The organism is Confluentibacter lentus, from assembly GCF_002806995.1.
In the GTDB taxonomy this organism is placed as follows: domain Bacteria; phylum Bacteroidota; class Bacteroidia; order Flavobacteriales; family Flavobacteriaceae; genus Confluentibacter; species Confluentibacter lentus.
This window is the reverse complement of the sequence record NZ_NIHE01000001.1, coordinates 421,396-447,096: the sequence shown is the minus strand read 5'-3', so window position 1 is coordinate 447,096 and position 25,701 is coordinate 421,396. Positions and strand designations below refer to the sequence as shown.

General features: G+C 33.5%; 24 protein-coding genes and 1 tRNA gene. 13 read left to right on the top strand and 12 right to left on the bottom strand.

Annotation, left to right across the window (positions count from 1 at the left end):
- Positions 1 to 179: 179 nt before the first annotated feature.
- The 3 genes from CDH50_RS01945 to CDH50_RS01935 all read left to right on the top strand — a co-directional run bounded on the left by CDH50_RS01945 (position 180) and on the right by CDH50_RS01935 (position 1,348).
- A complete protein-coding gene (locus CDH50_RS01945; RefSeq protein ID WP_100610197.1) occupies positions 180 to 518 on the top strand; it encodes a hypothetical protein in 339 nt (112 codons plus the stop codon).
- Positions 519 to 600: 82 nt separating this feature from the next.
- A complete protein-coding gene (locus CDH50_RS01940; protein ID WP_100610196.1) occupies positions 601 to 936 on the top strand; it encodes a hypothetical protein in 336 nt (111 codons plus the stop codon).
- 67 nt (positions 937 to 1,003) lie between these two features.
- Positions 1,004 to 1,348, top strand: a complete 345-nt coding sequence (locus CDH50_RS01935; protein WP_100610195.1) for a hypothetical protein — start codon at positions 1,004 to 1,006, stop codon at positions 1,346 to 1,348.
- Between the two features lie 71 nt (positions 1,349 to 1,419).
- On the opposite strand, the gene CDH50_RS01930 is transcribed toward CDH50_RS01935, so the two are convergent.
- Positions 1,420 to 2,085, bottom strand: coding sequence for a ComF family protein (locus tag CDH50_RS01930; RefSeq protein WP_317044644.1), 666 nt, complete (start codon positions 2,083 to 2,085; stop codon positions 1,420 to 1,422).
- A gap of 125 nt (positions 2,086 to 2,210) precedes the next feature.
- Here CDH50_RS01930 and CDH50_RS01925 point away from each other — a divergent pair, with 125 nt between their 5' ends.
- Complete coding sequence (locus CDH50_RS01925; RefSeq protein WP_100610193.1) at positions 2,211 to 3,752, top strand: glycine--tRNA ligase; 1,542 nt, start codon at positions 2,211 to 2,213, stop codon at positions 3,750 to 3,752.
- 49 nt (positions 3,753 to 3,801) lie between these two features.
- On the opposite strand, the gene CDH50_RS01920 is transcribed toward CDH50_RS01925, so the two are convergent.
- Positions 3,802 to 4,272, bottom strand: a complete 471-nt coding sequence (locus CDH50_RS01920) for an Lrp/AsnC family transcriptional regulator (RefSeq protein ID WP_100610192.1) — start codon at positions 4,270 to 4,272, stop codon at positions 3,802 to 3,804.
- 89 nt (positions 4,273 to 4,361) lie between these two features.
- Positions 4,362 to 4,853, bottom strand: coding sequence for a hypothetical protein (locus CDH50_RS01915; protein WP_100610191.1), 492 nt, complete (start codon positions 4,851 to 4,853; stop codon positions 4,362 to 4,364).
- Positions 4,854 to 4,943: 90 nt separating this feature from the next.
- Between CDH50_RS01915 and CDH50_RS01910 the strand changes: the two genes are divergently transcribed.
- Together CDH50_RS01910 and pckA are read left to right on the top strand one after the other, a co-directional pair.
- Complete coding sequence (locus CDH50_RS01910) at positions 4,944 to 5,336, top strand: DUF423 domain-containing protein (protein ID WP_100610190.1); 393 nt, start codon at positions 4,944 to 4,946, stop codon at positions 5,334 to 5,336.
- A 68-nt stretch (positions 5,337 to 5,404) separates the two neighbouring features.
- The gene (gene pckA / locus CDH50_RS01905) at positions 5,405 to 7,021 is read left to right on the top strand and encodes a phosphoenolpyruvate carboxykinase (ATP) (protein ID WP_100610189.1); all 1,617 of its coding nucleotides are present in this window, start codon (positions 5,405 to 5,407) and stop codon (positions 7,019 to 7,021) included.
- Positions 7,022 to 7,097: 76 nt separating this feature from the next.
- On the opposite strand, the gene CDH50_RS01900 is transcribed toward pckA, so the two are convergent.
- The gene (locus CDH50_RS01900; RefSeq protein ID WP_100610188.1) at positions 7,098 to 7,850 is read right to left on the bottom strand and encodes a uroporphyrinogen-III synthase; all 753 of its coding nucleotides are present in this window, start codon (positions 7,848 to 7,850) and stop codon (positions 7,098 to 7,100) included.
- Positions 7,851 to 7,865: 15 nt separating this feature from the next.
- Positions 7,866 to 8,510 carry a DUF4271 domain-containing protein gene (locus CDH50_RS01895; protein ID WP_100610187.1) on the bottom strand — a complete coding sequence of 215 codons (645 nt, stop codon included), beginning with the start codon at positions 8,508 to 8,510 and terminating at the stop codon, positions 7,866 to 7,868.
- A 119-nt stretch (positions 8,511 to 8,629) separates the two neighbouring features.
- Between CDH50_RS01895 and CDH50_RS01890 the strand changes: the two genes are divergently transcribed.
- From CDH50_RS01890 to CDH50_RS01880, 3 genes are read left to right on the top strand one after another with little or no spacing between them, the layout of a single operon-like run.
- A complete protein-coding gene (locus CDH50_RS01890; protein WP_100610186.1) occupies positions 8,630 to 9,355 on the top strand; it encodes a polyprenol monophosphomannose synthase in 726 nt (241 codons plus the stop codon).
- A gap of 10 nt (positions 9,356 to 9,365) precedes the next feature.
- Complete coding sequence (locus tag CDH50_RS01885) at positions 9,366 to 10,706, top strand: dihydroorotase (protein WP_100610185.1); 1,341 nt, start codon at positions 9,366 to 9,368, stop codon at positions 10,704 to 10,706.
- On the top strand, positions 10,706 to 11,194 hold the full coding sequence (locus CDH50_RS01880) for a DUF4296 domain-containing protein (RefSeq protein ID WP_100610184.1): 489 nt from the start codon (positions 10,706 to 10,708) through the stop codon (positions 11,192 to 11,194). Before CDH50_RS01885 ends, CDH50_RS01880 begins: the two co-directional genes overlap by 1 nt.
- On the opposite strand, the gene CDH50_RS01875 is transcribed toward CDH50_RS01880, so the two are convergent.
- Positions 11,166 to 12,167, bottom strand: a complete 1,002-nt coding sequence (locus CDH50_RS01875; protein ID WP_100610183.1) for an NAD-dependent epimerase/dehydratase family protein — start codon at positions 12,165 to 12,167, stop codon at positions 11,166 to 11,168. The two genes, CDH50_RS01880 and CDH50_RS01875, sit on opposite strands and share 29 nt — an antisense overlap.
- 87 nt (positions 12,168 to 12,254) lie before the next feature.
- Here CDH50_RS01875 and tyrS point away from each other — a divergent pair, with 87 nt between their 5' ends.
- Complete coding sequence (gene tyrS / locus CDH50_RS01870; RefSeq protein WP_100610182.1) at positions 12,255 to 13,550, top strand: tyrosine--tRNA ligase; 1,296 nt, start codon at positions 12,255 to 12,257, stop codon at positions 13,548 to 13,550.
- A gap of 160 nt (positions 13,551 to 13,710) precedes the next feature.
- Here the strand turns inward: tyrS and CDH50_RS01865 are convergent, their stop codons facing one another.
- The 4 genes from CDH50_RS01865 to polA all read right to left on the bottom strand — a co-directional run bounded on the left by CDH50_RS01865 (position 13,711) and on the right by polA (position 19,599).
- The gene (locus CDH50_RS01865) at positions 13,711 to 14,691 is read right to left on the bottom strand and encodes a LuxE/PaaK family acyltransferase (protein ID WP_100610181.1); all 981 of its coding nucleotides are present in this window, start codon (positions 14,689 to 14,691) and stop codon (positions 13,711 to 13,713) included.
- A gap of 199 nt (positions 14,692 to 14,890) precedes the next feature.
- Positions 14,891 to 15,787: an alpha/beta hydrolase family protein gene (locus CDH50_RS01860; protein WP_100610180.1), complete on the bottom strand. Its 897-nt coding sequence runs from the start codon at positions 15,785 to 15,787 to the stop codon at positions 14,891 to 14,893.
- Between the two features lie 96 nt (positions 15,788 to 15,883).
- Complete coding sequence (locus CDH50_RS01855) at positions 15,884 to 16,729, bottom strand: hypothetical protein (protein ID WP_100610575.1); 846 nt, start codon at positions 16,727 to 16,729, stop codon at positions 15,884 to 15,886.
- A 17-nt stretch (positions 16,730 to 16,746) separates the two neighbouring features.
- Complete coding sequence (gene polA / locus CDH50_RS01850) at positions 16,747 to 19,599, bottom strand: DNA polymerase I (RefSeq protein WP_100610179.1); 2,853 nt, start codon at positions 19,597 to 19,599, stop codon at positions 16,747 to 16,749.
- 186 nt (positions 19,600 to 19,785) lie between these two features.
- Between polA and CDH50_RS01845 the strand changes: the two genes are divergently transcribed.
- Both CDH50_RS01845 and CDH50_RS01840 read left to right on the top strand, forming a co-directional pair.
- Positions 19,786 to 21,021: a metallophosphoesterase gene (locus tag CDH50_RS01845; RefSeq protein WP_100610178.1), complete on the top strand. Its 1,236-nt coding sequence runs from the start codon at positions 19,786 to 19,788 to the stop codon at positions 21,019 to 21,021.
- Positions 21,022 to 21,169: 148 nt separating this feature from the next.
- Positions 21,170 to 21,466 carry a thioredoxin family protein gene (locus tag CDH50_RS01840; protein ID WP_100610177.1) on the top strand — a complete coding sequence of 99 codons (297 nt, stop codon included), beginning with the start codon at positions 21,170 to 21,172 and terminating at the stop codon, positions 21,464 to 21,466.
- Here the strand turns inward: CDH50_RS01840 and CDH50_RS01835 are convergent.
- Entirely contained in the window at positions 21,463 to 22,116 is a 654-nt protein-coding gene (locus CDH50_RS01835; protein WP_100610176.1) for a polysaccharide deacetylase family protein, read from the bottom strand. The genes CDH50_RS01840 and CDH50_RS01835 overlap by 4 nt on opposite strands.
- 3 nt (positions 22,117 to 22,119) lie before the next feature.
- Entirely contained in the window at positions 22,120 to 25,470 is a 3,351-nt protein-coding gene (locus tag CDH50_RS01830) for a glycosyltransferase family 117 protein (protein WP_100610175.1), read from the bottom strand.
- 150 nt (positions 25,471 to 25,620) lie between these two features.
- On the opposite strand from CDH50_RS01830, the gene CDH50_RS01825 reads away from it, so the two are divergent.
- Positions 25,621 to 25,693, top strand: a tRNA-Gln gene (locus CDH50_RS01825).
- Positions 25,694 to 25,701 lie beyond the last annotated feature (8 nt).

The window sequence follows — 25,701 nt, the reverse complement described above, 5'->3', positions numbered from 1 at the left end:
AGATAAAACCTTTAGGATGAAAATTTGTTGATTAGAAATTTTTAGTATTTTAATTTGCTAAATTAAAAAAGAAATATATTGTACTATGAATTAAACTATTACAGATAGATTAAGTCTAACATAAGATTGAAAAAATCAACAATAATAAATTCATTTTAACAACAATTAAACTTAAAATTATGACAAAACAAATTTTTATCCTATTATTCTTTGTAGGAAGCATGGCAACATTCGCACAGAGCAAAATCGATGGCAAATGGAAAGGTACTCGTGAAGGACAAAATGGCACTATTGAATTAAATTACACATTTAAAGTTGAAGGCGACAAACTTACGGGAACTTCTACAACTCCAAGAGGAGAAAGTCAACTTGAGAACGGAAAAGTCGATGGTAATAAATTCTCTTACACCATGTCTTTTGGAGAGATGACTATTGAGAACAATGGCGAATTGGTTAGCGATAACGAAATCGTTATTAAAACCCAAAGAGGAGAGATGAAACTTACCAGGGTACAATAATTTAAAATTTATTTAAACCTCAAATAGGAACTTCTTATTTGAGGTTTTTTATATTCACAAACAAATTAATACATCAATAATCATGAAAAAACTATTAACACTATTATTTTTTGTGTGCTGCTTTTCCACATTTGCACAAAGCAAAATAGACGGTAACTGGAAAGGTACTCGCGAAACACCAAATGGAACATTCGAATTAAATTATACATTCAAAGTTGAAGGCGAAAAACTTACCGGAATCTGGAAAACCCAATTTGGTGAATCTCCATTGGAAAACGGAAAAGTTGACGGAAATAAATTTTCGTACAGTATTTCTTTTAATGACATGTCTATCGAAAACACAGGGGAACTTGTTAGTGATGATGAAATTGTTATTAAAAGTGAAAGAGGCGATATGAAACTTGCTCGAGTGAAATAAATTTGTTTAACTATACCAGAATCGGAATTTATTTATAAATTTCAAAACAAATTAAACTATAACTATTATGAAAAAACAAATTTTTATTTTATTATTTCTTGCTGGGTGCTTCACCACATTCGCCCAAAGTAAGATAGATGGAGACTGGAAAGGTACCGCAGAATCTCCAAACGGCGTATTTGAATTGGCTTACACTTTTAAAGTTGAAGGTGATAAGTTAACAGGGGCTTTGAAAACAGAATTTGGCGACACGCCCATAGAAAATGGAAAGGTTGACGGCAAAAAGTTTTCTTATACACTTTCTTTCAATGGTGACATGGTAATAAATGTTACGGGAGAGCTTTTAACAGATGACGAAATTTCAACTAAAACTGAGATGGGCGAAACAAAACTTAACCGAGTAAAATCTTAAGTTTATATCTTTAAAATCATAAAAAAAACAGCAATGTGTTTTAAGCGTATTGCTGTTTTTTTATGGTTAAATTATGCTAGGGCCATACAGGCTACGCTTACTTTGATGTTTTTTGCTTGATTTAAAACCGAAATACACGCCTCTAAAGTAGCGCCCGTCGTGATAATATCGTCTACCAACAGAATATGTTTGTTTTCAATCGACGTGGAATTTTGTATAATAAATAATTCATCCGTTTGATTCCATCTCGCAAATCGTTTTTTGCTTGTCTGCGATGCTGTATTGGTTATTTTTAAAAGCACATCATCTTTATATGTTGCATTAAGAGATTCTGCTATTTGCTTTCCAAACCCCGCAACTTGGTTATAGCCTCTGCTTTTTAATTTTTTTCTATGGAGCGGAACGGGAATTACGATATCAATGTCTTTATAACTATTTAGAATTCTTAGTTCTCCTCCTAACCAATCACCTAAAAAACGACTGATTTGCTTGTAACCTTTATATTTTAGCCCATGTATAAGTTGTTGCACAAGGCTTTTTTTCTCAAACCTAAATAGGGCAGTCGCATTTTCAACCTTAGCACGACCATAAAATATTTTTAAAATAGTATCATCATTATTAAAATGGAAATTGGTAATGGGTAAGTCGTGTCGACAGGAAATACAAATTGTATCTTCATTATCATTTAAATAATTAAGGCAAGAATAGCATACTTTTGGGAAAAATATATCAATCAAAGATTTCAACATAAATTATTGTAAGAATTACCCTTTTGTAAACTTAACTAAAAAATTAATGAGTTAACCACATAATTTTTAACAAACAATCTCATTTGTTTGGATCGCTTTTTTATTTTTGCAGCATGGTAAATCAAGAGGATAAATTTAAGAAGGTAATATCTCATGCCAAGGAATACGGATACGTGTTTCAAAGCAGTGAAATATACGATGGGTTAAGTGCTGTTTACGACTATGCCCAAAATGGTGCTGAATTAAAGAAAAACATACGCGATTATTGGTGGAAAGCCATGGTGCAAATGCATGATAACATTGTTGGTATTGATGCCGCTATTTTCATGCATCCTACCACTTGGAAAGCTTCTGGCCACGTGGATGCATTTAATGACCCATTGATTGATAATAAAGATTCTAAAAAGCGTTATAGAGCCGATGTATTAATTGAAGAACATTGCGCTAAAATTGAAGCTAAAATAGATAAGGAAGTTGAAAAGGCTGAAAAGCGTTTTGGTGATGCTTTTGACAAGGCTCAGTTTTTAGCAACCAATCAACGTGTTGTTGAATATCAAGAAAAAATAAATGCCACGCTTTCTCGGATGGCAAAATCCTTGGAAAATGAAGATTTGGCCGATGTTAAGGCACTGATTGAAGAATTGGAAATTGCGGACCCTTTAACGGGAAGTAGAAATTGGACTGAAGTCAAGCAATTCAATTTGATGTTCGGTACCAAAATAGGTGCTTCAGCAGAAAACTCTATGGATTTATATTTGCGTCCGGAAACTGCACAAGGTATTTTTGTTAACTTTTTAAATGTACAGAAATCAGGGCGTTTAAAAATCCCTTTCGGAATTGCCCAAACAGGTAAAGCTTTTAGAAATGAAATTGTTGCCAGACAATTTATCTTTAGAATGCGTGAGTTTGAACAAATGGAAATGCAGTTTTTTATTAAACCAGGGACACAAGTAGAATGGTACAACCATTGGAAAGAAACCAGATTAAAATGGCATTTATCTTTAGGAATGGGAAATGAAAATTACCGTTTCCATGACCATGAAAAATTAGCGCATTACGCTGATGCTGCTTGTGATATTGAATTTAAATTCCCATTCGGATTTAAAGAATTAGAAGGTATTCATTCTAGAACGGATTTCGATTTATCGCAACACGAAAAATTCTCAGGTAAAAAATTACAGTATTTTGACCCTGAAGAAAATAAAAGCTATGTGCCTTACGTGTTAGAAACGTCTATTGGTTTAGACCGCATGTTTTTGGCTGTATTTTCAGATTCTTTGGTCGAAGAAGAATTGGAAAATGGTACTACAAGAACCGTTTTAAAATTACCAAGTGTTTTAGCGCCAGTGAAAGCAGCTATTTTACCTTTAGTTAAAAAAGATGGCTTGCCAGAAATCGCCAAACAAATTGTGGACGATTTAAAATGGGATTTCAATGTGGATTATGATGAAAAAGATGCTGTGGGAAGACGTTATAGAAGACAAGATGCTAACGGTACGCCATTTTGCATTACGGTAGATCACGATACTTTAAACGACAATACCGTAACCATTCGTCATAGGGATTCTATGGAACAACAACGTGTAAAAATAGAAGATTTAAGAAACATTATTAAACAAGAAGTCGATGTACGTTCTTGGTTAATGAAAATGTAATAAAAAATTGTTTGCTGAACTGTCACACTGAGCGCAGTCGAAGTGTTGTTTATATCTGTATTTGCCTATCAATTTGTTGGTCTAACGACACAAAAGTTTCGGTTCTTAACACACCAGAAATAGTTAAAATATTCTCATTTAAAATATGCATTAAATGGGCATTATTTTTACTTGTCACTTTAATAAATAAACTCCATTGTCCAGACGTAAAGTGGCATTCCAGAACTTCAGGAATTCTTTTAAGAAGTTTTACGGCATCCAAATGGCTCATGGTTTTATCTAAATAAACTCCCACAAAAGCTAGTGTATTATAGCCTAAAACTCTATGGTCAATAATGCATTGCGAACCCGAAATTAGCCCCGATTTCTCCAATTTCTTTAATCGTTGATGAATGGCAGCTCCAGAAATACCAACCAATCTTGCAATTTCAAGAATGGGTGTTCTGGCATCTTCCATGAGTTTACGGAGTATTTTTTTATCAATGCCATCAATGGTTATATTTAGGTTTTTTGCTTTCATATATTTCAATTTAAAACTTAAAAGTAAGTATTTGGTTTTAAATTGAAACAAAGAATATTTTTTATTGATTATTCAATATTATAGCTAAATCATATTTCTCTTTGTTTTTTAACTGCCTCAATAACCATCACTTTATTAATAACTACTTCGTTAGTTCTTATTTTTACTTTTTCTTGATTGATTTTAGGCTTAAAAATAATTATATCTTCAATGGCTATATTCAGTATAGTTCTTTCTGTTTTTTTTAATCTTAGCTTGAAGTTAAAATTTCCATTACCAACAGTATCTAATAGTATTAATCTGTCGGATTTCTTTATTTCTTCAAATGCTAAGGTTTTTTTGTCTACAGTAAGATGCAAATAGATATATCTGTTATGAATCTCTAGCGGACTAATCGTGTCTAAATCTACATTATATGTTAAGTGGCCATCAGTTAATTCATCAAAATATAAAGTATCAGGTAAATTGAAATTGAGTATTTTTTCATGTAAAGGTTGAGGTTTGCTTTCTATTTCAATTTCTTTGCATGAGAAAAATATGGCTATAATTAAACTTATAAAAATTAGTTTGTTTTTTCTCATTTGTTTAAAAAATAATTATAAATGTAAATCTTTTTTGTTTTAAATTGAGATAACTGTTATGTAAATTCGTCTTTAATAATTTATAGTTATATGAACAAGAAAATACTAATTACAGCATCTATTTTAGGAATTATAAGTATTATTTTGGGGGCTTTTGGGGCACATGCTTTAAAAGCATTAATCTCTTCAGAAATGCAACAAACGTTTGAAACTGGCGTCCGCTATCAAATGTACCATGCGCTTTTTTTATTGTTTGTTGGGACAACGGCATTAATTTCAGAAAAAGCTAAAAAAATTATTTACTATTTGGTTGTTTTGGGAATTGTTTTATTCTCTGGTTCTATTTACGGTCTAGCTACCAATGACTTAACGGGTTTTGATTTTAAAAGTATTGGCTTTATAACACCAATAGGTGGATTATGCTTTATTGTTTCTTGGGGTATTTTAATTATAAATTTGATGAAAGCGAAGTCAAATTATTAGATATTTTTAACTTAAAACTTTAATGTAAAGCTTTAATTTTGTAGAATAATTCAATTTTTGAAAAAATTATGGCAAACTACAACCAATTTACGAAAACGATTTCGTTGGAAACGCATGGAATTAAAAATGCAACTGTAAACTATCAATTATCACCCGAGGAACTCCAAGATATTGCTTTGAAAAACGGACAAGGCGTTGAGGCTTCTTCTGGAGCATTAGCCATAAATACAGGCGAATTCACAGGCAGATCACCAAAAGACAGGTTTATTGTAAAAGATGATGTTACCAAAGATCGTGTTTGGTGGGGCCCAGTGAATATTCCATTTGATTCTGATGCTTTTGAAAAGCTTTATAAAAAAGTTTCAGACTATTTATCAAATAAAGATATATACGTCAGGGATTGTTATGCTTGCGCTGATAAGGATTATCAAACAAATATTCGTGTTATAACTGAATATCCTTGGAGTAACCAGTTTGCTTACAATATGTTTTTACGTCTTACAGAAGAAGAATTGGAGCATTTCACGCCTGAGTGGACTGTAATAAACGCGCCAGGGTTTAAAGCAAATCCACAAGAAGACGGAACGCGGCAACATAATTTTGCTATTTTGGATTTCACAAGAAAAATAGCTTTAATTGGAGGAACCGGTTATACTGGTGAAATCAAAAAAGGGATTTTTTCAGCATTAAATTTTACGCTACCCGTTTTTAAAGAAACCTTACCTATGCATTGTAGTGCTAATGTGGGGAAAGACGGTGATACGGCTATTTTCTTCGGTCTCTCCGGAACTGGAAAAACAACCTTATCAACAGATCCAAATAGAAGTTTGATTGGAGATGATGAACATGGTTGGACTAAAGATAATAAAGTATTTAATTTTGAAGGCGGTTGTTATGCCAAAGTGATTGATTTATCAAGGGAACATGAGCCAGAGATTTACGATGCCATAAAAAAAGGCGCTATATTAGAAAATGTGATATTGGATGCTGCGGGACATGTAGATTTTGCAGACACCTCAATAACTGAAAATACTCGGGTAAGTTATCCAATCGATCATATTGAAAATATCCAGTTACCTTCCATTGGTAAAGATGTTAAGAATATTTTCTTTTTAACGGCAGATGCTTTTGGGGTATTGCCTCCAATTTCAAAATTAACGCCAAGTCAGGCTGCCTATCATTTCATTTCTGGTTATACAGCAAAAGTTGCTGGAACCGAAGCAGGCGTTGTAGAACCAGAACCGTCATTTTCAGCATGTTTTGGCGCACCTTTTATGCCATTACACCCAGCTAAATATGCAGAGATGTTGAGCGAAAAAATGATTACCTCAGGCGTAAATGTTTGGTTGGTTAATACGGGTTGGACTGGTGGGCCTTATGGTGTTGGGACGCGTATGAAATTAAAATATACACGTGCCATGATTAATGCGGCTTTAAATGGAGGTTTAGGATTGTATACCTATGATAAATACCATATTCATTCCGTATTTGGTGTCGCTCAACCAAGGGAATGTCCTGGCGTTCCAACTAGCGTTTTGAGTCCTAGGACAACTTGGAATAACGATGACGCCTATTACAAGACAGCTTTTAAACTAACCAATGCCTTTAGGGAAAATTTTAAAAAATTTGAAGCGCATTGCAGTGAGGAAATAAGACGTGGTGGGCCACAGCGCTATGCGTTTTGATACTAATAATTTATAAAAAAGAAAAGAGTGATTCCTATTTGAAATCGCTCTTTTCTTTTATTGTTATGATATATTACTATTTACTTCCTTTATTGGCCTTCTCAATATATTTTTCCAAAGCCATGGTCATAGATGGTGTATCTGGTGTAGGCGCAGGAATATCAATTCTTAAACCTTTATCTTGAACAGCCTTAATGGTTGTAGAGCCAAAGGCAGCAATGCGTGTTTCGTTTTGTTTGAAATCGGGGAAATTATGAAATAAAGAATCTATTCCTGAAGGGCTAAAAAACACTAAAATATCATAATAAACATCAGCTAAATCAGAGAGGTCACTAATAACTGTTTTATAAAAAATAGCCTGTTTCCAATTAACACCTAAAGCATTTAAAGTGTCAGGAACTTCAGGTTTAACTTTATCCGTATTAGGCAATAAAAATTTCTCGTCTTTATATTTTTTGATTAATGGAGACAATTCTGAAAAAGAACTTTTGCCCACATATATTTTACGCTTTCTGTAAACCACATATTTCTGTAAATAAAATGCAACAGCTTCCGATTGGCAGAAATATTTTAAAGTGTCCGGAATTTTAAAACGCATTTCTTCAGCAACTCTAAAAAAATGATCAACAGCATTTCGACTTGTTAATATAATTGCTGTATAATTATTTAAATCTACTTTTTGTTGCCTAACATCTTTAGCAGAAACACCCTCAACATGAATAAAGGGTCTAAAATCTATTTTTACTTTTTGTTTTTCCTGAAGATCGAAATAAGGCGAATTCTCTATTTTCGGTTCTGGTTGAGATACCAAAATGGTTTTCACTTTCATGGGCGCAAGTAGTTTTTAAGCATTAAATACTTTGTATAAAATGATATAAGGTGCAATTTCAAGTGTGCAAAGATACAAAATAAAATAAAACAAGTTTCTTTTCAGTGAACTTTGATGGGCTTTAAATGTTGTAATTACACCAACTATATTAACAATTAACAATAAAATGATAATGATGTAAAGAATTTTTAAAGTAGGACGGAAACTAAATAGCAATAATGCATTTATGGGTAATAATAAAATGCCTAAATAATTCTTATAGGTTATTTTTTGAAAAAGATAATCATCTATCAATTTATCAATTTCGAAGAGGCTTGCAATTAAACGTTCCAAAAGAACTTTAATCAAAATAAAAACCCCAATACCAACTATCAATTTAAACATAATATTAGGTGATGGCTGGTTATGTTTAATGGTGAAATCGTAAATTAAGAAGGCAAAAATAGAAGCTGAGATAATTAAATTAATAAACAGCAAGGCATCAAATTTATCGAAAAATTTTTGCTCTTTTATGTATATTTTTAAGTATTTGGAGTTTCCTATAACAAGCATGAAATCGTCGAAACGTCTGGGCGAAATTAACTTAGCTATGGCAATAAAAACCAAGCCAATAACCATTAAAACGGTAAACAAATCATACGAAGTAATCTCTCGAAGCATGCCATAAAATTATTATAATTATTCACACATTGTATATAATTATTAAGGAATATTTAAAAAAAAGAGTCTTATAAAAAATGTACATTTGCTAAAAAATCAGGTTTTATTTACATCACTATATGAAGGACGCTATTGTCATCATTCCAACTTACAACGAAATTGAGAATATAGAAGCTATTATTAGAGCTGTTTATATGCAATCGAATGATATCCATATTCTTATAATTGATGATAATTCTCCAGATTCAACAGCAAATAAGGTTAAGGAACTTCAAAATGATTTTCCGGGAAAATTATTTTTAATTTCCAGAAATGGTAAACAAGGTTTAGGCACGGCCTATATTTATGGTTTTAAATGGTGTTTAGCCAGAACCTATAAGTATATTTTTGAAATGGATGCCGATTTTTCACATGATCCCAGAGATTTAATAAAATTATATGATGCCTGTGCCTTAGATGGTGCAGACATGTCTATTGGTTCCAGATATGTAACGGGCGTGAATGTTGTTAATTGGCCCATGGGAAGAGTTCTTATGTCTTATTTGGCATCTAAATATGTAAGGATCATTACGGGAATGAAAATCAATGATACCACAGCAGGTTTTGTTTGCTATAAACGGGAGACTTTAGAGGCTTTGGATTTGAATAAAATCAAGTTTATAGGCTATGCGTTTCAAATAGAAATGAAGTTTAAAACCTATCTTAAAAAATTTAAAATAATTGAAGTTCCTGTTATCTTTACCGACAGAACCGAAGGAGAATCTAAGTTAAGTAAAGGCATTATTTCTGAAGCTATTTTCGGTGTAATATCCATGAAACTCAGAAGTATTTTTAAAAAGTACTAAGACCATGAAGATGAAAACCATACTTATAAAAAACGCACATATTGTTAATGAAGGAACAATACGTAAGGGCGATATTTTAATTGAAGGAAATTATATAAAGGAAATTAATGATTCTATAAGCGCTAAATCTGCCGATGTCATTGTTTTTGATGCCGAAGGTAAATATGTTTTACCAGGCGTGATAGATGATCAAGTACATTTTAGAGAGCCAGGGTTGACCCAAAAGGCTACTATAGAAACGGAATCTAGAGCGGCCATAGCAGGTGGCATTACGTCTTTTATAGAAATGCCCAATACCAATCCGCAAACAACAACCATAGAAGAATTAGAGAAAAAGTTTGAGATAGCTGCTAAAACATCATCGGCAAACTATTCGTTTATGTTTGGTGGTACCAATGATAATTTAGATGAAATTTTAAAAGTAGACCCCAAAAAGGTCGCAGCATTAAAATTGTTTTTGGGCTCATCAACAGGAAATATGTTGGTAGATGACCCTAAGGTTTTGGAGAACATTTTTTCGAAAACAAAGTTGTTAATCGCGGTACATTGTGAAGATGAAGCGACTATAAAAGCAAATTTCGAAGTTTATAAAGAGAAGTTTGGTGATGATATTCCCATGAAGTACCATCCAGAAATAAGAAGCGAAGAAGCTTGTTATCTATCATCATCAAAAGCGATTGCATTAGCGAAAAAAACAGGCGCTAGATTACATGTTTTTCATTTGTCAACTGGTAAAGAAACAGATTTATTCACCAATAAAATTCCTTTAAAGGACAAGAAAATTACGGCTGAAGTTTGCATTCATCATTTATGGTTTACAGATAAGGATTATGATACTAAAGGCACGCTTATAAAATGGAATCCAGCTGTTAAAACAGAAGATGATAGAGAAGTATTATGGGAAGCTTTATTAGATGATCGGATTGATGTGATTGCAACAGACCACGCGCCACATACTATAGAGGAAAAGAAAAACGTTTACACTCAAGCGCCATCAGGTGGGCCATTGGTTCAGCACGCGCTTCCAGCCATGCTAGAAATGTATCATAAAGAAAAGATTTCCCTTGAAAAGGTGGTAGAAAAAATGTGCCATAATCCAGCCATATTATTTCAAATTGAGAAAAGAGGATTTATTAAAGAAGGCTATTTTGCAGATTTGGTTGTGGTAGATTTGAATAATCCTTGGACGGTTAAAAAGGAAAATATTTTGTACAAATGTGGTTGGTCTCCATTTGAAGGTACAACGTTTAAGTCTAGAATTACGCAAACGTTCTTAAACGGAAGTTTGGTTTACAATAATTCTAAATTTAGTAATGTAAAAGCAGCCAAACGATTAACTTTTAATAGATAATGTTGAAAAAATTTATTCCATATACTATTGTTTTATTGTTTGTGGTTTCGTGCTATCAATTTAAAGAACCTGAAAAACCGAAGAACTTAATTTCTAAGGCAGAAATGGTTAATATTTTAATAGATTTAAAGCTCATAGCATCTGTAACAGCGGGAGATGATATAAAAGTTCTGGATAGCAATAATGTGCAATCTGAGAAATATATTTATAAAAAATATAACATAGATAGTACACAGTTTGCCTTAAGTAATAATTATTACGCGTATCATCTAGAAGATTACGAAGAAATTTACACTAAAGTAAAAGACAGTTTGGAAGCTCTTAGTAGTTTTTACGAAGCATTAGAGCTAAAAGAATTAAAAGATCAGAGAACGAAAGATTCTTTGCAATCGTTAATGGATAAGGATTCTATAGAAGCGATTAGTACAAAAACTGATATAAAAGGGAAATTGATTAAACCTATTTCAGATAGAGTTTCCCAATATTAGAAATAGTTCCTTCAACAGATTGAAAATCAAAATTTAAAGCCAATTTTATTTTCTCATTGCTATAATACGTTTCCCTAGATAAAGAGTTGCTCAATTGTTTTGTTAGTTTTCTTGGCTTGCCTGTTAGCGAATATTTTAGCCAATCCAATCTCCACATAATTTGCAAAAGCCAAGGGGAGGCTGATTTTTCTGGAGGAGTTTTGTTTACGGATTTTGCCAACACATGTAAAAACTTCTTGAAAGTCCAATTTTCAGCCACTAAAACAAAGCGTTCGTTTTTAACATCACTTTTCAAAAGCGCTATCATAATTGAAACAACATCTTCAACAGACACTAAAGCGACCGTTCCTTTAGGGTAATACTTAAAGCCTTTGTAAGCTTTTTTAAATAAACTTCCACTTCCATCATTCCAAATTCCAGCACCCAAAATAACGCCGGGATTCACTATAACAGCATCTAATCCTTCCTGTGTGGCACGCCAAACTTCCATTTCGGCGCCATACTTTGTAATGGCGTAAACGTTGTTATCGGTCTCAGGATTCCAAATGGTTTCCTCTGTTATGGGTTCTTTATTTAGTGTATGTCCTAACGTTGCAATGGAACTTACATAACACAATTTTTTGATGTTATTGGAAATACAAAAATTCACAATATTAGCTGTACCCTCAATATTAACCTTTCTTAAAGCATGGTATTTATTGGGTTCAAAAGACACCAATGCAGCACAGTGATACACATACGATACATCTTTAAAAGCTTCGGTTAACGATGGAATATCTAAAATATCAGCTTTAAACCATTCAATAGTTTCAAAGAGTGATTTGTAGTCGTCTGTATAGGTAGAAAACACATTTTTTACATTTTCTAGTTTTTGCTCATTCCTATAAATAGCCCTTACTTTTTCATCAGCCCTTACAAGCTTGTAAAGTAAATGCGAACCAACTAAACCAGTACCTCCAGTTACTAAAATCATGCAACTAAATTAAAGAATTATTCATAATACATGAGTAATTATACATTGATTTTTATCTTTGCCCTAGTTTACTAAAAATTAAAATTAATGATAAGGAATTTTGTTGAAGAATTAACGTGGAGAGGCATGATACATACGGTTATGCCTGGCGCAGAAGAACATCTAATGGAAAGCATGCGAAATGCTTATGTTGGTTTTGACCCTACGGCCGATTCTTTACATATTGGAAATTTGGTGCCCATTATGTTGTTGGCGCATTACCAACGTTGCGGACATAAACCAGTGGCTTTAGTTGGTGGGGCGACGGGTATGATTGGCGACCCATCTGGCAAATCCAGTGAACGTAATTTGTTGGATGAAAAAACGTTGCGTCACAATCAAGAAGCCATAAAAAAGCAATTATCCCATTTTTTGGATTTTGAAAGCAATGCTGAAAATGCGGCCGTTTTAGTTAATAATTACGATTGGATGAAAAATTTCTCCTTTCTTGAATTTATTCGTGATGTTGGTAAACATATTACCGTAAATTATATGATGGCAAAGGATTCTGTGAAGAACAGGATTTCATCTGATGCTTCCGAAGGGATGAGTTTTACCGAGTTTACTTATCAATTGGTACAAGGTTATGATTTTCTTCATCTTTATAAAGAAAAAAACTGTTCCATCCAAATGGGTGGCAGCGACCAATGGGGAAATATTACAACGGGAACGGAATTAATCAGAAGGATTTCTGGCGGAAAAGGATTTGCTATTACTTGTCCGTTAATCACAAAATCTGATGGATCTAAATTCGGGAAATCCGAAGGAGGCAATGTTTGGTTAGATGCCAATAGAACATCGCCCTATAAATTCTATCAATATTGGTTAAACTCCAGTGATGAAGATGCCGAGAAATATATTAAAATATTCACTTTTTTAACTGAAGAGGAAATACAAGCTTTAGCGAAAGAGCATAAAGAAGCACCGCATTTGAGAGTTTTACAAAGACGTCTTGCGGAAGAAATAACGATGATGGTACATTCCAAAGACGATTTAGAGAATGCCATAAAAGCGAGTGAGATTCTGTTTGGAAATTCTACAAGTAATGATTTGAAGCAACTTAATGAACAAACTTTTTTAGATGTTTTTGATGGTGTCCCACAAACAGAAATTTCAAAAACAGACATTGAAAACGGATTGGATATTATTGCTGCTTTAGCCGAAAAAGGAGGATTTTTAAAGTCAAAAGGTGAAGCTAGAAGGGCTCTAAAAGAAAATTCAATTTCTGTGAATAAGGAAAAAGTGGCTGAAGATTACAGCATCACATCAAAAGATTTGATAAACAATAAGTTTATATTGCTTCAACGCGGTAAAAAAAACTATTTTGTATTGTGTTTAAAATAAAAAAAACCTGATGGGGAACATCAGGTTTTTTCAACTAACCAACCAAACTAAACTATAAATTAAGAAAATCTTTCTTTTTCATAGCTACTATTTTGTCGACAGATTTTTATGAAACTTACACAAAAATTATTTTATTTTTTTGAATTAATCTATTTAATGATTAAATCACCATGAGATTGCAACCACGAATATCAGAATCGTCAAAGCGTCCAATAACTTCAAACGAGCCGTCTTTATAAACTTTTCCTAAATCTTGTGTAGCAATAAAAGAACAAGAATTAATGTTGGCCAAATCTATAATATTCAAGCCTCCCGTTTTTTCAATAGGTAGAATATTTAAAGCGTCTTCAGTGTCTCTGCTTAATATGCGCATCCAATTCGGACAATTAAAAACACCGTTTCCTTTGGAATATGCTTGACTCAATAATTCCGTCATGCCATATTCACTATTGATGGTTTCAACGCCAAATCCTGCTTTCAATTTTTTGTGAAGTTCGTCTCTTATCAGTTCTTTTCGTCTGCCTTTCATGCCGCCAGTTTCCATTATTATGGTGTTTTTTAAATGAAATTCAAAGGTTTCAACCAAATCCAATAAAGCGAAAGACACACCAATAAGAAGCACTTTTCGTCCTTGAGAATCTAAACTTGAAAGTGTATCTTTTAGTTCCGAAATATTATTGAGATAGAATCCACTTTCTTTATACATGGACCGAGAAATCATGTCTTCAACCATATAAATTAAGGAAGAACCTTCACGCTCTAAATAAGAAGGTAATAATGCCAAAATCGTATAATCTTTAATATTGCCATAAAACGATTCAAATCCCTTGATAAAACTTGTTTTATAGATATCTAAATCGGTTACATGATGTTTGCTTGTGATACTTCCAGTAGTTCCAGAACTTGTAAAGGTTGTTTCAATAGGATTGTTAGAACTAACAACCTTATGTGTTTTAAAAAACTGAATGGGCAGAAATGGAATTTGGTGTATGTTTTTTACATCACTATAATGAATATATAGCAAGTCGCAAAAAGAGCGATATACTCTATTGTTTTCAAATTGAAATTTAAAAATCCTTAGAGCTAAGTCTTCAAATTCTTCTTGGCTACTTATATTAAAAATGGATGTATGGTCTATCATATCTTTTAACAGAACAAAAATACGAGTAGTCCTAAAATAAATTCAGCAGTTTTTAATAAAATTAAAAAAACCAGGAAATTTAATCTTTCTGGTTTTTTATATTGTATCAAAAAGTAGTCTTCATATTAAGATGTATAAGCATTCGCTTATGGAATATAAGTTCCAATAAAAACAATTTTTAATATTCAAAATCTTTGTTTTATGGCATATTCTTTTTATCTACCTTCCAAATAGGAGAATTAGACAAGCCACTTGGTTGCCCTTTGAACATTTTTGCAGCTTCTTCGTCCCCTTTTAATTGCCATTGGTACCAAGCAGTAGCAACTTTAGCAAATTCACCTCCATGGGGTTTGCTATAAGTTCCACCGTGTCCTACGTCCATGTTGGCTACAAATACGGGTACATGGTCGATACGTTTAAAATCATCCATGCCATTATTATAGGCAATGTCCGTCTCACCACCCAAAACATAAAGGGTAGGAGTGTGCAGTTTTTTTAAATCGTCTTTTACAAGAGCAGGCATACCGGGCATGCCACCGCTCTCACCTAAAATACCACTATTATAAATAACTGCTGTGGTCACTCGTGGGTCTGGAGCAGTTTCCAATGTTTGTAAACCACCACAAGACATACCGCTAACCGCTATTTTTGTGATATCAATTTTATTGAAATATGGGCTTTCGCTGTCACTATTTTGAGCAATAGCCCAATCGATGGCATCTAAAAGTTGTTTAGATTCTGAACGACCTCTGCCACGCTCTCCTTCTTGTGGCATTGGACCAATTGCGATAACTAAAAAACCATAAGATGAAACTTCCGAAAGAAAGTTAATGTGTTCCCAAGGGGAATTGGCACAAGCACCATTGCCCCAAGCAATGATAGGCAGTTTATTGGTATCACCAAATTTACTAAGGTCTTGTGGTCTAAAAACGGTATGTGTAGGCAATGTTTTTTCTGAAATCATAATGGCACTAAAAGGACCAGTGCCACCATCTTCTACAATTCTGGAAGTTTGGCTGTTTTGTGCAAAAACAGAATGATTAGGATTTAATGAAACAATACTAAGAAAGGCTAATAAAGCATAAATTTTTTTCATAATAGTTAATTTAAAAGCAAAAGAATTTAATTGGTTTTAGTAATGCCTAATGTAATCATTATTGTACTTATTTTCAACCATAGGCCATTAAGTTTTTTAAATGCCATAAAGATTAAAAAAGTGTTCAGCATCCTTAATGTCTTCTACTCCCAAAATCCAACAAACTTCTGATAGATCAGAGAAATCCAAACCGCCCGCTGCTATGGCTTCGTTTAAGTAACGACCTTCTTTACCGTTATATTGATTTGATACATCTATGGCGAGCTGCCAAATTTCAATTAACTTGGGGTTCTTTATTTTATCTTTCCAATAAGTATAATCAGCGGATCGAAATCCTGGAGTTCCGTTCCCAACAGCATTACCATCAGGTATTTTATAGTAATCAGCCTGATTTTTTACAAATTCTAAGCTTTCAGGAGCAGCAGATTGTTCATTCCATTCACTATGTTGAACGACATGAATGCGTTCAGAAATTTTTATTTTAGGTAAATCGATTTGTATGGCTTTTATAAGTTCAGCAGTAAAATCTGATTGTCCTGCTTCTGCAATCCAAATATTACCTTGGTTTTCAAGGGTTACTTTTATTTTGGTTTTCACTTTTTGAACAGCTGATTCTAAGTTTTCATGTGCATCTGTCCAATTATCCCCAAATGCCAATTTAAACAAATCATTTGGTGGGACATAAAGGCCCTCTTGGATACCGTAAGTGCCAGCGACTGCATGATAATTTATTTTTGAAAAATTTGGATCAGACAAAATGGTCATTAAAGCTGCAACAGTATGTAGATCGTCTACATCAGTTTTACAATCAAATTGAACTAATAAAAGGTCTTTTTCTATATTGAATTTACTTACCTTTGAAGACTCAGGGGTTATAGCGCAACTTTCAAATAACATGAAAATAATTGCTACAGCAAGTAAGATAATTTTTTCTGATTTCATATTGATGATTTTATTATTTAATGAGCCTCTAGCCAATCATTTCCAACACCTAATTCAACATCAAGCGGTACCTCCAGTTTATATGCGTTTTCCATTTCGGTTTTTACAAGGGCTTTGATGGTTTCTAATTCAGGTTTATAAACATCAAAAACCAACTCGTCATGTACTTGCAAAAGCATTTTTGTTTTGTAATTGCCAGTTTCTAGCTTATCATAGATATTAATCATGGCTATTTTAATAATATCGGCAGCACTACCTTGAATAGGTGCATTCACCGCATTTCGCTCAGCCGCTCCTCTAACAACAGCGTTTCTAGAGTTGATGTCTTTTAAATAACGACGTCTTCCTAAAACCGTTTGCACATAACCATGGTCTCTAGCAAAATCAATTTGTTCACCTATAAAACTTCTTAGTTTTGGGTAGGTAGCATAATAGGTGTCTATAAGTTCCTTAGCTTCACTTCTGGAAAGATTAGTTTGATTGCTTAATCCGAAAGCGGAAACGCCATAAATAATGCCAAAGTTCACGGTTTTCGCATTACTTCGTTGTTCTCGAGTTACCTCGTTTAACGGAACATTAAATACTTTTGATGCGGTTGAGGCATGAATATCTTCACCCTTTTTAAATGCATTAATCATGGTTTCTTCTTTGCTTAGTGCGGCGATGATACGGAGTTCTATTTGACTGTAATCGGCTGAGAGTAAAACGTAATCCTCATTCCTTGGGATGAATGCTTTACGCACTTCCCTACCACGTTCTGTACGAATGGGAATGTTTTGTAGATTCGGATTGTTACTACTCAATCGCCCAGTTGCGGCAACGGTTTGCATATAATCTGTGTGGACTCTGCCAGTGATTTTTAAAACTTGGGTTGGCAAAGCATCTACATACGTGCTTTTTAATTTTGATAAGCCTCGGTAATCTAAAATATGTTGAATAATCTCGTGGTCTTTTGCCAAATAACTCAATATATCTTCGGAAGTTGCGTATTGTCCTGTCTTGGTTTTTTTTGGTTTGTCAATCAACTTCATTTTATCAAACAAAATTTCGCCCAATTGTTTTGGTGAGGCGATATTGAAAGACTCTCCTGCTTCTTTATAGATGTTTTGTTCTAATGTTTTGATATCATTATCTAATTTGATTGATAACGATTTTAAAAAGGTTTCATCTAAATTAATTCCTTCCAATTCCATAGCGGCTAAAACACGCAATAATGGAATTTCAATATCGTCAAATAACGTTTGTGTATTGGCTTCACCCAATTCCTTTTCAAAATGTTCTTTAAGTTGAAGGGTAATATCGGCATCTTCAACAGCGTACTCCGTTTGTTTTTCTAAAGGAACCTCTCTCATGGAGAGTTGGTTTTTGCCAGTTTTTCCAATCAGTTCGGTAATGGAAATCGGCGTGTAGTTCAAATAGGTTTCTGCCAAAACATCCATATTATGGCGCATATCGGGGTTGATAAGGTAATGGGCCAGCATGGTATCGAATAACTTGCCTTTTACTTTGGTGTTGTATTTATGAAGTACCTTGATGTCGTACTTTAAATTCTGACCGATTTTTTGAATAGATTCATCTTCAAAAAACGGCCGCAATTGCTCCATAAGCTCTTGTGCTTCCTCTTGATTTTCAGGAAAAGGCAAATAAAAACCTTTGCCTGCTTCCCAAGAAAAGGCAATACCCACCAATTCTGCTATAATGGGGTCAATGTTGGTTGTTTCGGTATCAAAACAAACACTTTTTTGACTTAATAAATTTTTGATGAATAGTTTGGTGCCCATGCCAGGAGCAACACTTTGGTAAAAATGGGATGTCGTGGTAGCAGTGTTTCTTGAGCTATAATTTGTTATCACCTCTTCGTCGCCATCACCGCCAAATAATGAAAATTGACCAGCACCTGCATTGGTTTTTGGTTGTTTTATTTCTTTTGGTTTTTCTTCGAAAGACGTTTCTGTGTTTTGATTTTCTAATGAAGCGACTTGGGTTTCAACAGCAAATGTTTTTACAAAATTTGCCAATAATTGTCGGAACTCTAATTCCTCAAATATTTCCGTTACTTTTTGAATATCGGGTTGGTCAAGTTCAAAATCCTTTGCGTTAAAATCCACAGGCACATCCAGCATGATAGTCGCCAATTTTTTTGAAAGCATTCCTAATTCTTTAGCATTTTCTATGTTCTCCCGCATTTTTCCTTTTAGCTCGTGTGTGTTTGCCAATAGGTTTTCCATACTGCCAAATTCAGCTAACAGTTTTTTAGCTGTCTTTTCTCCAATACCAGGTAATCCAGGAATGTTATCGCTGGAGTCGCCCATCATTCCCAAAAAGTCTATCACTTGTAATGGGTCGTTTACCTCAAACTTTTTTTTCACCTCTTCAATACCCCAAGTTTCATAACCTCCACCAAAAACGGGTCGGTACATAAATATGTTTTCAGAAACCAATTGCGCAAAATCTTTATCGGGCGTTACCATAAACGTTTTGTAACCTTCTTTTTCTGCTTGTTTAGAAAGAGTTCCTATAACATCATCGGCTTCATACCCTTCCTTTACCATAATTGGGATGTGCATGGCTTTTAAAATATCCTGAATATAAGGAATGGCAATTTTTATAGCTTCTGGTGTGGCATCTCTGTTGGCTTTGTAGGCTTCAAACATTTCTACACGATCAACACTGCCGCCTTTATCAAAACAAACCGCCAAATGATCAGGTCTTTCACGTTTAATAACATCTAAAAGGGAGTTCATAAACCCCATAATGGCAGAGGTATCTGTTCCTTTTGAATTGATTCTAGGGTTTTTTATAAAGGCATAATAACCACGAAATATGAGGGCATAAGCATCTACTAAAAAGAGGCGTTTTTGATGTGACATTTGGTTTGTTTTGATAGAAAATCAAATCTACAAAAAGTTATGCTTAAAACAGATATTATTGGAGAGGCTATTTTTTTATACAATTTAGTAACTATAAAAAAGTTAATATCTTAACTAATAGTTAAATAAAATTTACTTGTTGGCTATTAATTTAGAATACCGTTATCTTTGATAAAAAATAAATGTATGCTTCGTTGGACTATCTTTCTAATTGTTTTTGGAATTTTAGATTTTTATGCTTTTCAAGCATTTAGAACGTTTACCAAAAACAATTGGATTTTAGCTATTTATTGGTTATTTACTTTGTTGGTAGTAGGTAATTTTGTTTACAGTTATTACGGTTTTAATAGAAGCAATGGTTTTTCGCATGCTAATGCCTATGCCGTGGGCTTTTTTATTGCCATTTTAGTTCCAAAAATAGTTTTACTATTGGTTATGTTTGGCGAAGATATTTTCAGGATACCACATGCCATTTACAGATATTTTACTGAGGGCAATTCAGCACAAGGCAATTATTTTCCTGCAAGGCGAGAGTTTATTAGTAAAATAGCTTTGGGCTTGGCAGCAATCCCATTTGCATCCATCATTTATGGTATCTATAAAGGACGTTATAATTTTAAAGTTTTAAAATACACTTTACACTTTGAAGATTTGCCTAAAGCCTTTGATGGGTATAGAATTACTCAAATAAGTGATATACATTCTGGGAGTTTCGATAATATAGAAAAAGTGCAGTATGCAGTAAATTTGGTTAACGAACAACAAAGTGATGTGATTTTGTTTACTGGCGATATGGTAAATAATAAAGCTGATGAAATGCATCCTTATATGGATATTTTTGGAGAGCTTAAGGCTAAAGACGGAAAATTTTCGGTATTAGGAAACCATGATTATGGAGATTATGTGTCTTGGGAATCAGAAGATGCAAAACACAAAAACTTAGAAGATTTAAAAACAATTCAAAGGCAATTAGGGTTTGATTTACTACTTAATGAAAGTAGATATCTTGAAAGAGAAGGCGATAGAATTGCGTTACTTGGAGTTGAAAATTGGGGTGTCGGAGGGTTTAAAAAGGCTGGAGATTTAAAAAAGGCCTCAACGCATATTGATGAAAAAGATTTTAAGATATTAATGAGCCACGACCCATCGCATTGGGAAAATGAAGTCATTCAAGATGCTTATCATTATCATTTAACATTAAGTGGCCATACACACGGGATGCAATTTGGTATTGAAATTCCTGGATGGATTAAATGGAGTCCATCCAAGTGGCGCTATAAATATTGGGCCGGTATTTATAAAGAAATGGGCCAATATATTAATGTAAATAGAGGGTTTGGATATTTGGCTTTTCCCGGACGTGTGGGCATCTGGCCAGAAATTACTGTTATAGAGCTTAAAAAGGGTGCCAGTGTATCTTAATTGATGTTGAAATCACCATTCATGTAAAGAAATTATGTATTTTTATATTAATCCATTGAGAAATGTATTTTTGAATACTGCAATTATTTGTATTATGAAAAAAATATGTAGGTTTGTATAAGTGTATTTGACTAATAAACAATAAAGTATGTCAAAATTTGGGGAACTTATAGATGTAGATATTCCTGTTTTGTTGGATTTTTTTACAGAATGGAATGAACAGTCTACTGCTATGCACGCTGTGCTAAGAGATGTTGCTGCTGCTTTGGGGGATAAAGCTAAGGTAATTAAAATTGATGTTGAAAAGAATGAAGAGTTAGCGGAAGCGCTTCGAGTTAAAGGATTGCCTACATTGATTATCTATAAAAATGGCGAAATGAAATGGCGTCAAAGTGGAGAGCAAGATGCTAATACACTTATAGGCATCATTCAGCAATATATTTAAAAAATTAAAGGGTTAAAACTATAGCCTTTTTCACTAAACTGTTTTAATACTTTAGGCAATGCATATTGCATATTTTTTGAGGCTTTTATACTGTCATGAAAAACAATAATACTGCCATTCGTGGATTTTGTTATCACATTATCTAGACAAATTTCTTTGCTTACAGTTTTATCCCAATCAATAGATATGACATCCCACATAATTATTTTGTATCCTAATTTAATCAATTCTTTTCCTTGCTTTGGTGTTATTTGCCCATAAGGTGGACGAAAGAGATTAGCTTTTAAAGACGATAAATTCAACATTTGAGAATCTATCATTGCCTGCGTTTTATCAATCTCAAGTAAATAATCTGTTGCTTTAGTTTTCCAACCTTTTATGTGATTGTAAGTGTGATTTCCAACAGCATGACCATCATTTAAAATATTTTGAAAGATGTCCGGATGGGTTTCAATGTTTTTCCCAATACAAAAAAAAGTCGCTTTTGCATTGAAGGATTTTAAAGTGTTTAATACCCAATTAGTGATTTCGGGTGTTGGACCATCATCAAAGGTAAGATAGATGATTTTATCATCAGTTGGGATGTCCCAAACAAAGTTTGGGAACATCTTTTTTGCAACTAATGGTGTTTTAACGGGTGTTAAGGTCATGCCTTACTCTACGGGTGTTATTTCAATACTACTGTCTTCTACAGGAATATCTATATCTGTTTTAATGTCTTCTTCAGCTTCGTCTTCATAAAAATGCTGGAACAATTTTAAATTATTATTAAATATGTCACTTTCCTTTTCAGCAAATTTAGGGTCGTATTTTATTAAGACATCAACCAATCCTTTATAACGCTGAATGTCAGTATAAATCTCTTCAAATAGCGTTTCTTGATTACTTACTTTTAAAGTACTGTAGTATTTTAAATTTTCCTGGTATTTTTTAGCGACTTGTTTGAATAGCTTTTGCGCTTTTTCTTTGTTGCCTATTTCATAATAAGCACTAATATAAGGTTCTAGAAGGGTATAATATCCAAAATAATCAACAGGCATATTAATCATAGCAATATCTGCTATTTCTTCAGCTTTATCCAGTTTGTTTTCGTTTATAAGCTGTTCAATGAGCCTAGCCAAATTACCTCTGTAGGTAATAGAGTTTTTACGGGTTTCTGGGTCGTGATAAATATCGCCACCACTATTTCCCCAATCCCATTTTTTAACTTTTTGGTACATGAGCTCACTATCCACGCGTCCCATGTCAAAAGGGTTTGCTTCACTTACAGGTGTTTTAATGGGTACTAATTTATAGCACATACCATCTAACTGTAAATAATCTTTCATCCAGATATAATCGTCATCACCAAAACTTCCACCTGTAAAATAGATAGGCCGTTTCCAATCGTTGTTGGCTACAATATCCAACATAAGCAATCTGTTTTTTAACAACGCACTTCCAGTAAGATGGATATCAATATAAGGCACTATTTTATCTGCATCCTTAGGTTTAACAATCCCATATTTTAAAGCATTTTCTTTATTTACTGGAATCCTTAAATGTTCTGTTGGGACATAATTGGCATTTAAATCTTGACTTCTTACCTGTTTTAAATCTGATGCATCATAACCCCTTTGTTCAAGCACAAACCTGTATTTTGTTTTAGGGTTGTTACTTTGTACAATATCCAATAGTTGTTTAACTTGTAATGTGTCGCTAACTATACTTTCAATAGCAAGGTATTCATTAGTGCCAAATTTGTAATCGTTATGAGTGAGTTGGGAAGGAATAGGGTCGCTTTCATAAGCCTTACGTTTCATTTGGTCTATATACCAATCGGTTTGAAATAAACTGGTATTCACCACGCGAACATCGGTTCTATAGCCTTCAATTTCTTGGGCGTACCAAAGTGCAAAGGTGTCGTTATCACCAATAGTGAATAAAATGGCATTTTCTGCACACGAATCCAGATACATTTTTGCCATGGAATTGGCAGTATATTTATCAGACCTATCATGGTCATCCCAATTTTCTGAAGCTAAAATACCTGGTACTAAAATCAAGCAAAAAACCGTAATTAATGGCGCAGTTATGTTTGAAGGTACATACTTTTTTAAAGCTTCAAATAAGGCATAAACACCAAAACCAATCCAAAGTGCAAAGACATAAAAAGAACCAACTACGGAATAATCACGTTCCCTAGGCTCGTAAGGACGTACATTGGTATAAAATTGAATAGCTATTCCCGTAAATAGGAAAAACACGAGCATGACCCAAAACAGTTTTTTGTCTTTATTGAATAAAAAGAAAAAACCTAATAATCCTAAAATAAAAGGCAATAGATAATAAACATTTCTTCCTTTATTATTTTTAATATCACTTGGCAAATTGTCTTGGGACATGCCCAACAATTTTTCGTCCAAGGGTTTTATTCCGGTTATCCAGTTACCATGATTGTCATATCGGCCTTGAATATCGTCTTGTCTACCAGAAAAATTCCACATAAAATAACGCCAATACATATACCCAAGTTGATATTGAAACATATAAACTATATTGCTAACTAGTGATGGCTTTTCAACATCAATATAGCTTTTGTAACGTTTTAAAAAGTTATTGTAACCTTCATAATCGACTTGGCCTTTCGCAACGCTGTTTTTAAAGTCATTTACTATTGTTCGCAGTTCATTCTGCATTTGGTATTCTGGCTTTAATTTAAAATCTAAAAAACCAGAAAACATCATATAATTTTCGGCATGTTCAGGACTCCACATTCTTGGGAGAATGGCAGCATGATCGGCATTATAATTTTGTTTGGCATTTTTGTAATCGTTAACAATTACATACTTGCCTTGGGCTTTGTCCTTTTCGTATTTTGGTTTATCATCAGAATACGGATTGCTGTCATCCAAATAGGCATATTGGTCAGTAAACAAAGGGCCATAAAATAAATGGGTTTCTGGATATTGCTCTAAATTGTAATATGCTAGTAATTCTCTAGCACTTGATGGATTATTTTCATTAACAACCACATTGGCGTTTGCCCGAATTGGAAGCATTAGCCATGTAGAAAACCCAATGATGATAAAGGTTAAGCATAAAATGCCCGTATTTAAATGTTTGTAATTTTTCTGTTTGGTATATTTTAATCCGTAATAAATAATGGCAACCAATAAAATGCCTGCAATTATGGAACCTGAATTAAAAGGAAGCCCTATACTATTTACAAAGAAGATTTCAAGGGCACTAAATATTTTAAGAATGTTAGGGGCTAATAGTTTGAAGATAAATAACAGAATGGCTACCGAAACAAGGTTGGCAATGATGAAGTTTTTTATGGTAACCGTTTTATAGTTTTTGAAATAATACACAAGGCCAATGGCTGGAATGGTTAATAAGCCCATAAAATGTACACCAAAAGAAAGCCCTATAACAAATGAAATTAAAATTAGCCATTTGCTGGCTCTAGGCTTATCCATGTCTTGTTCCCAACGTAGGCCGAGCCAAAATAAGATAGCCATAATTAAAGTTGCCATGGCATAAACCTCGGTTTCGACAGCATTAAACCAAAAAGAATCTGTAAATGTAAAGGCTAAACTGCCTACCAAACCACTTCCTAAAATAGCTAAGTATTGTTGTTTGGTTAAAGAAACTTCAGGGGTATTGTTGTTGATATCCTCTTTGTTGGAATTCGAATAAATTACTAGTTTTTTTAGTAGTAAAGTAATGGTCCAAAACATAAAAAGAATAGTAAAAGCACTTGATACGGCGCTCATCATATTCATCATCCAGCCAATTTGCGAAGGTTCTAAAGCAAAAATAGAGAAAAATGCTCCAAACATTTGGAATAATGGTGCTCCAGGTGGATGACCAACTTGTAATTTGGATGAGGTTAAAATATACTCCCCGGCATCCCAATAGCTCACAGTGGGTTCAACAGTTAGGCTGTACGTTATTAAGGCTATTAAAAAAGCGAACCAACCTGTTAAGGTGTTCCATTTTTTAAAGTTAAAATGTGTCATGAATATGATTGTTTTTTACTACGGCGAATTTAGTAATAAATATGCAATAGCATAATGCTTTTAAGTAAACGTTAAGTATTCAAGATTATTTTTTAAAAAATGCTTGTTCAAATAAAACTTTGTGCTAAATTTGCACCCTCAATTACACATTGGCTTATGGTGTAACTGGCAACACGTCTGGTTTTGGTCCAGAAGAGTCTAGGTTCGAGCCCTAGTAAGCCAACATAATTG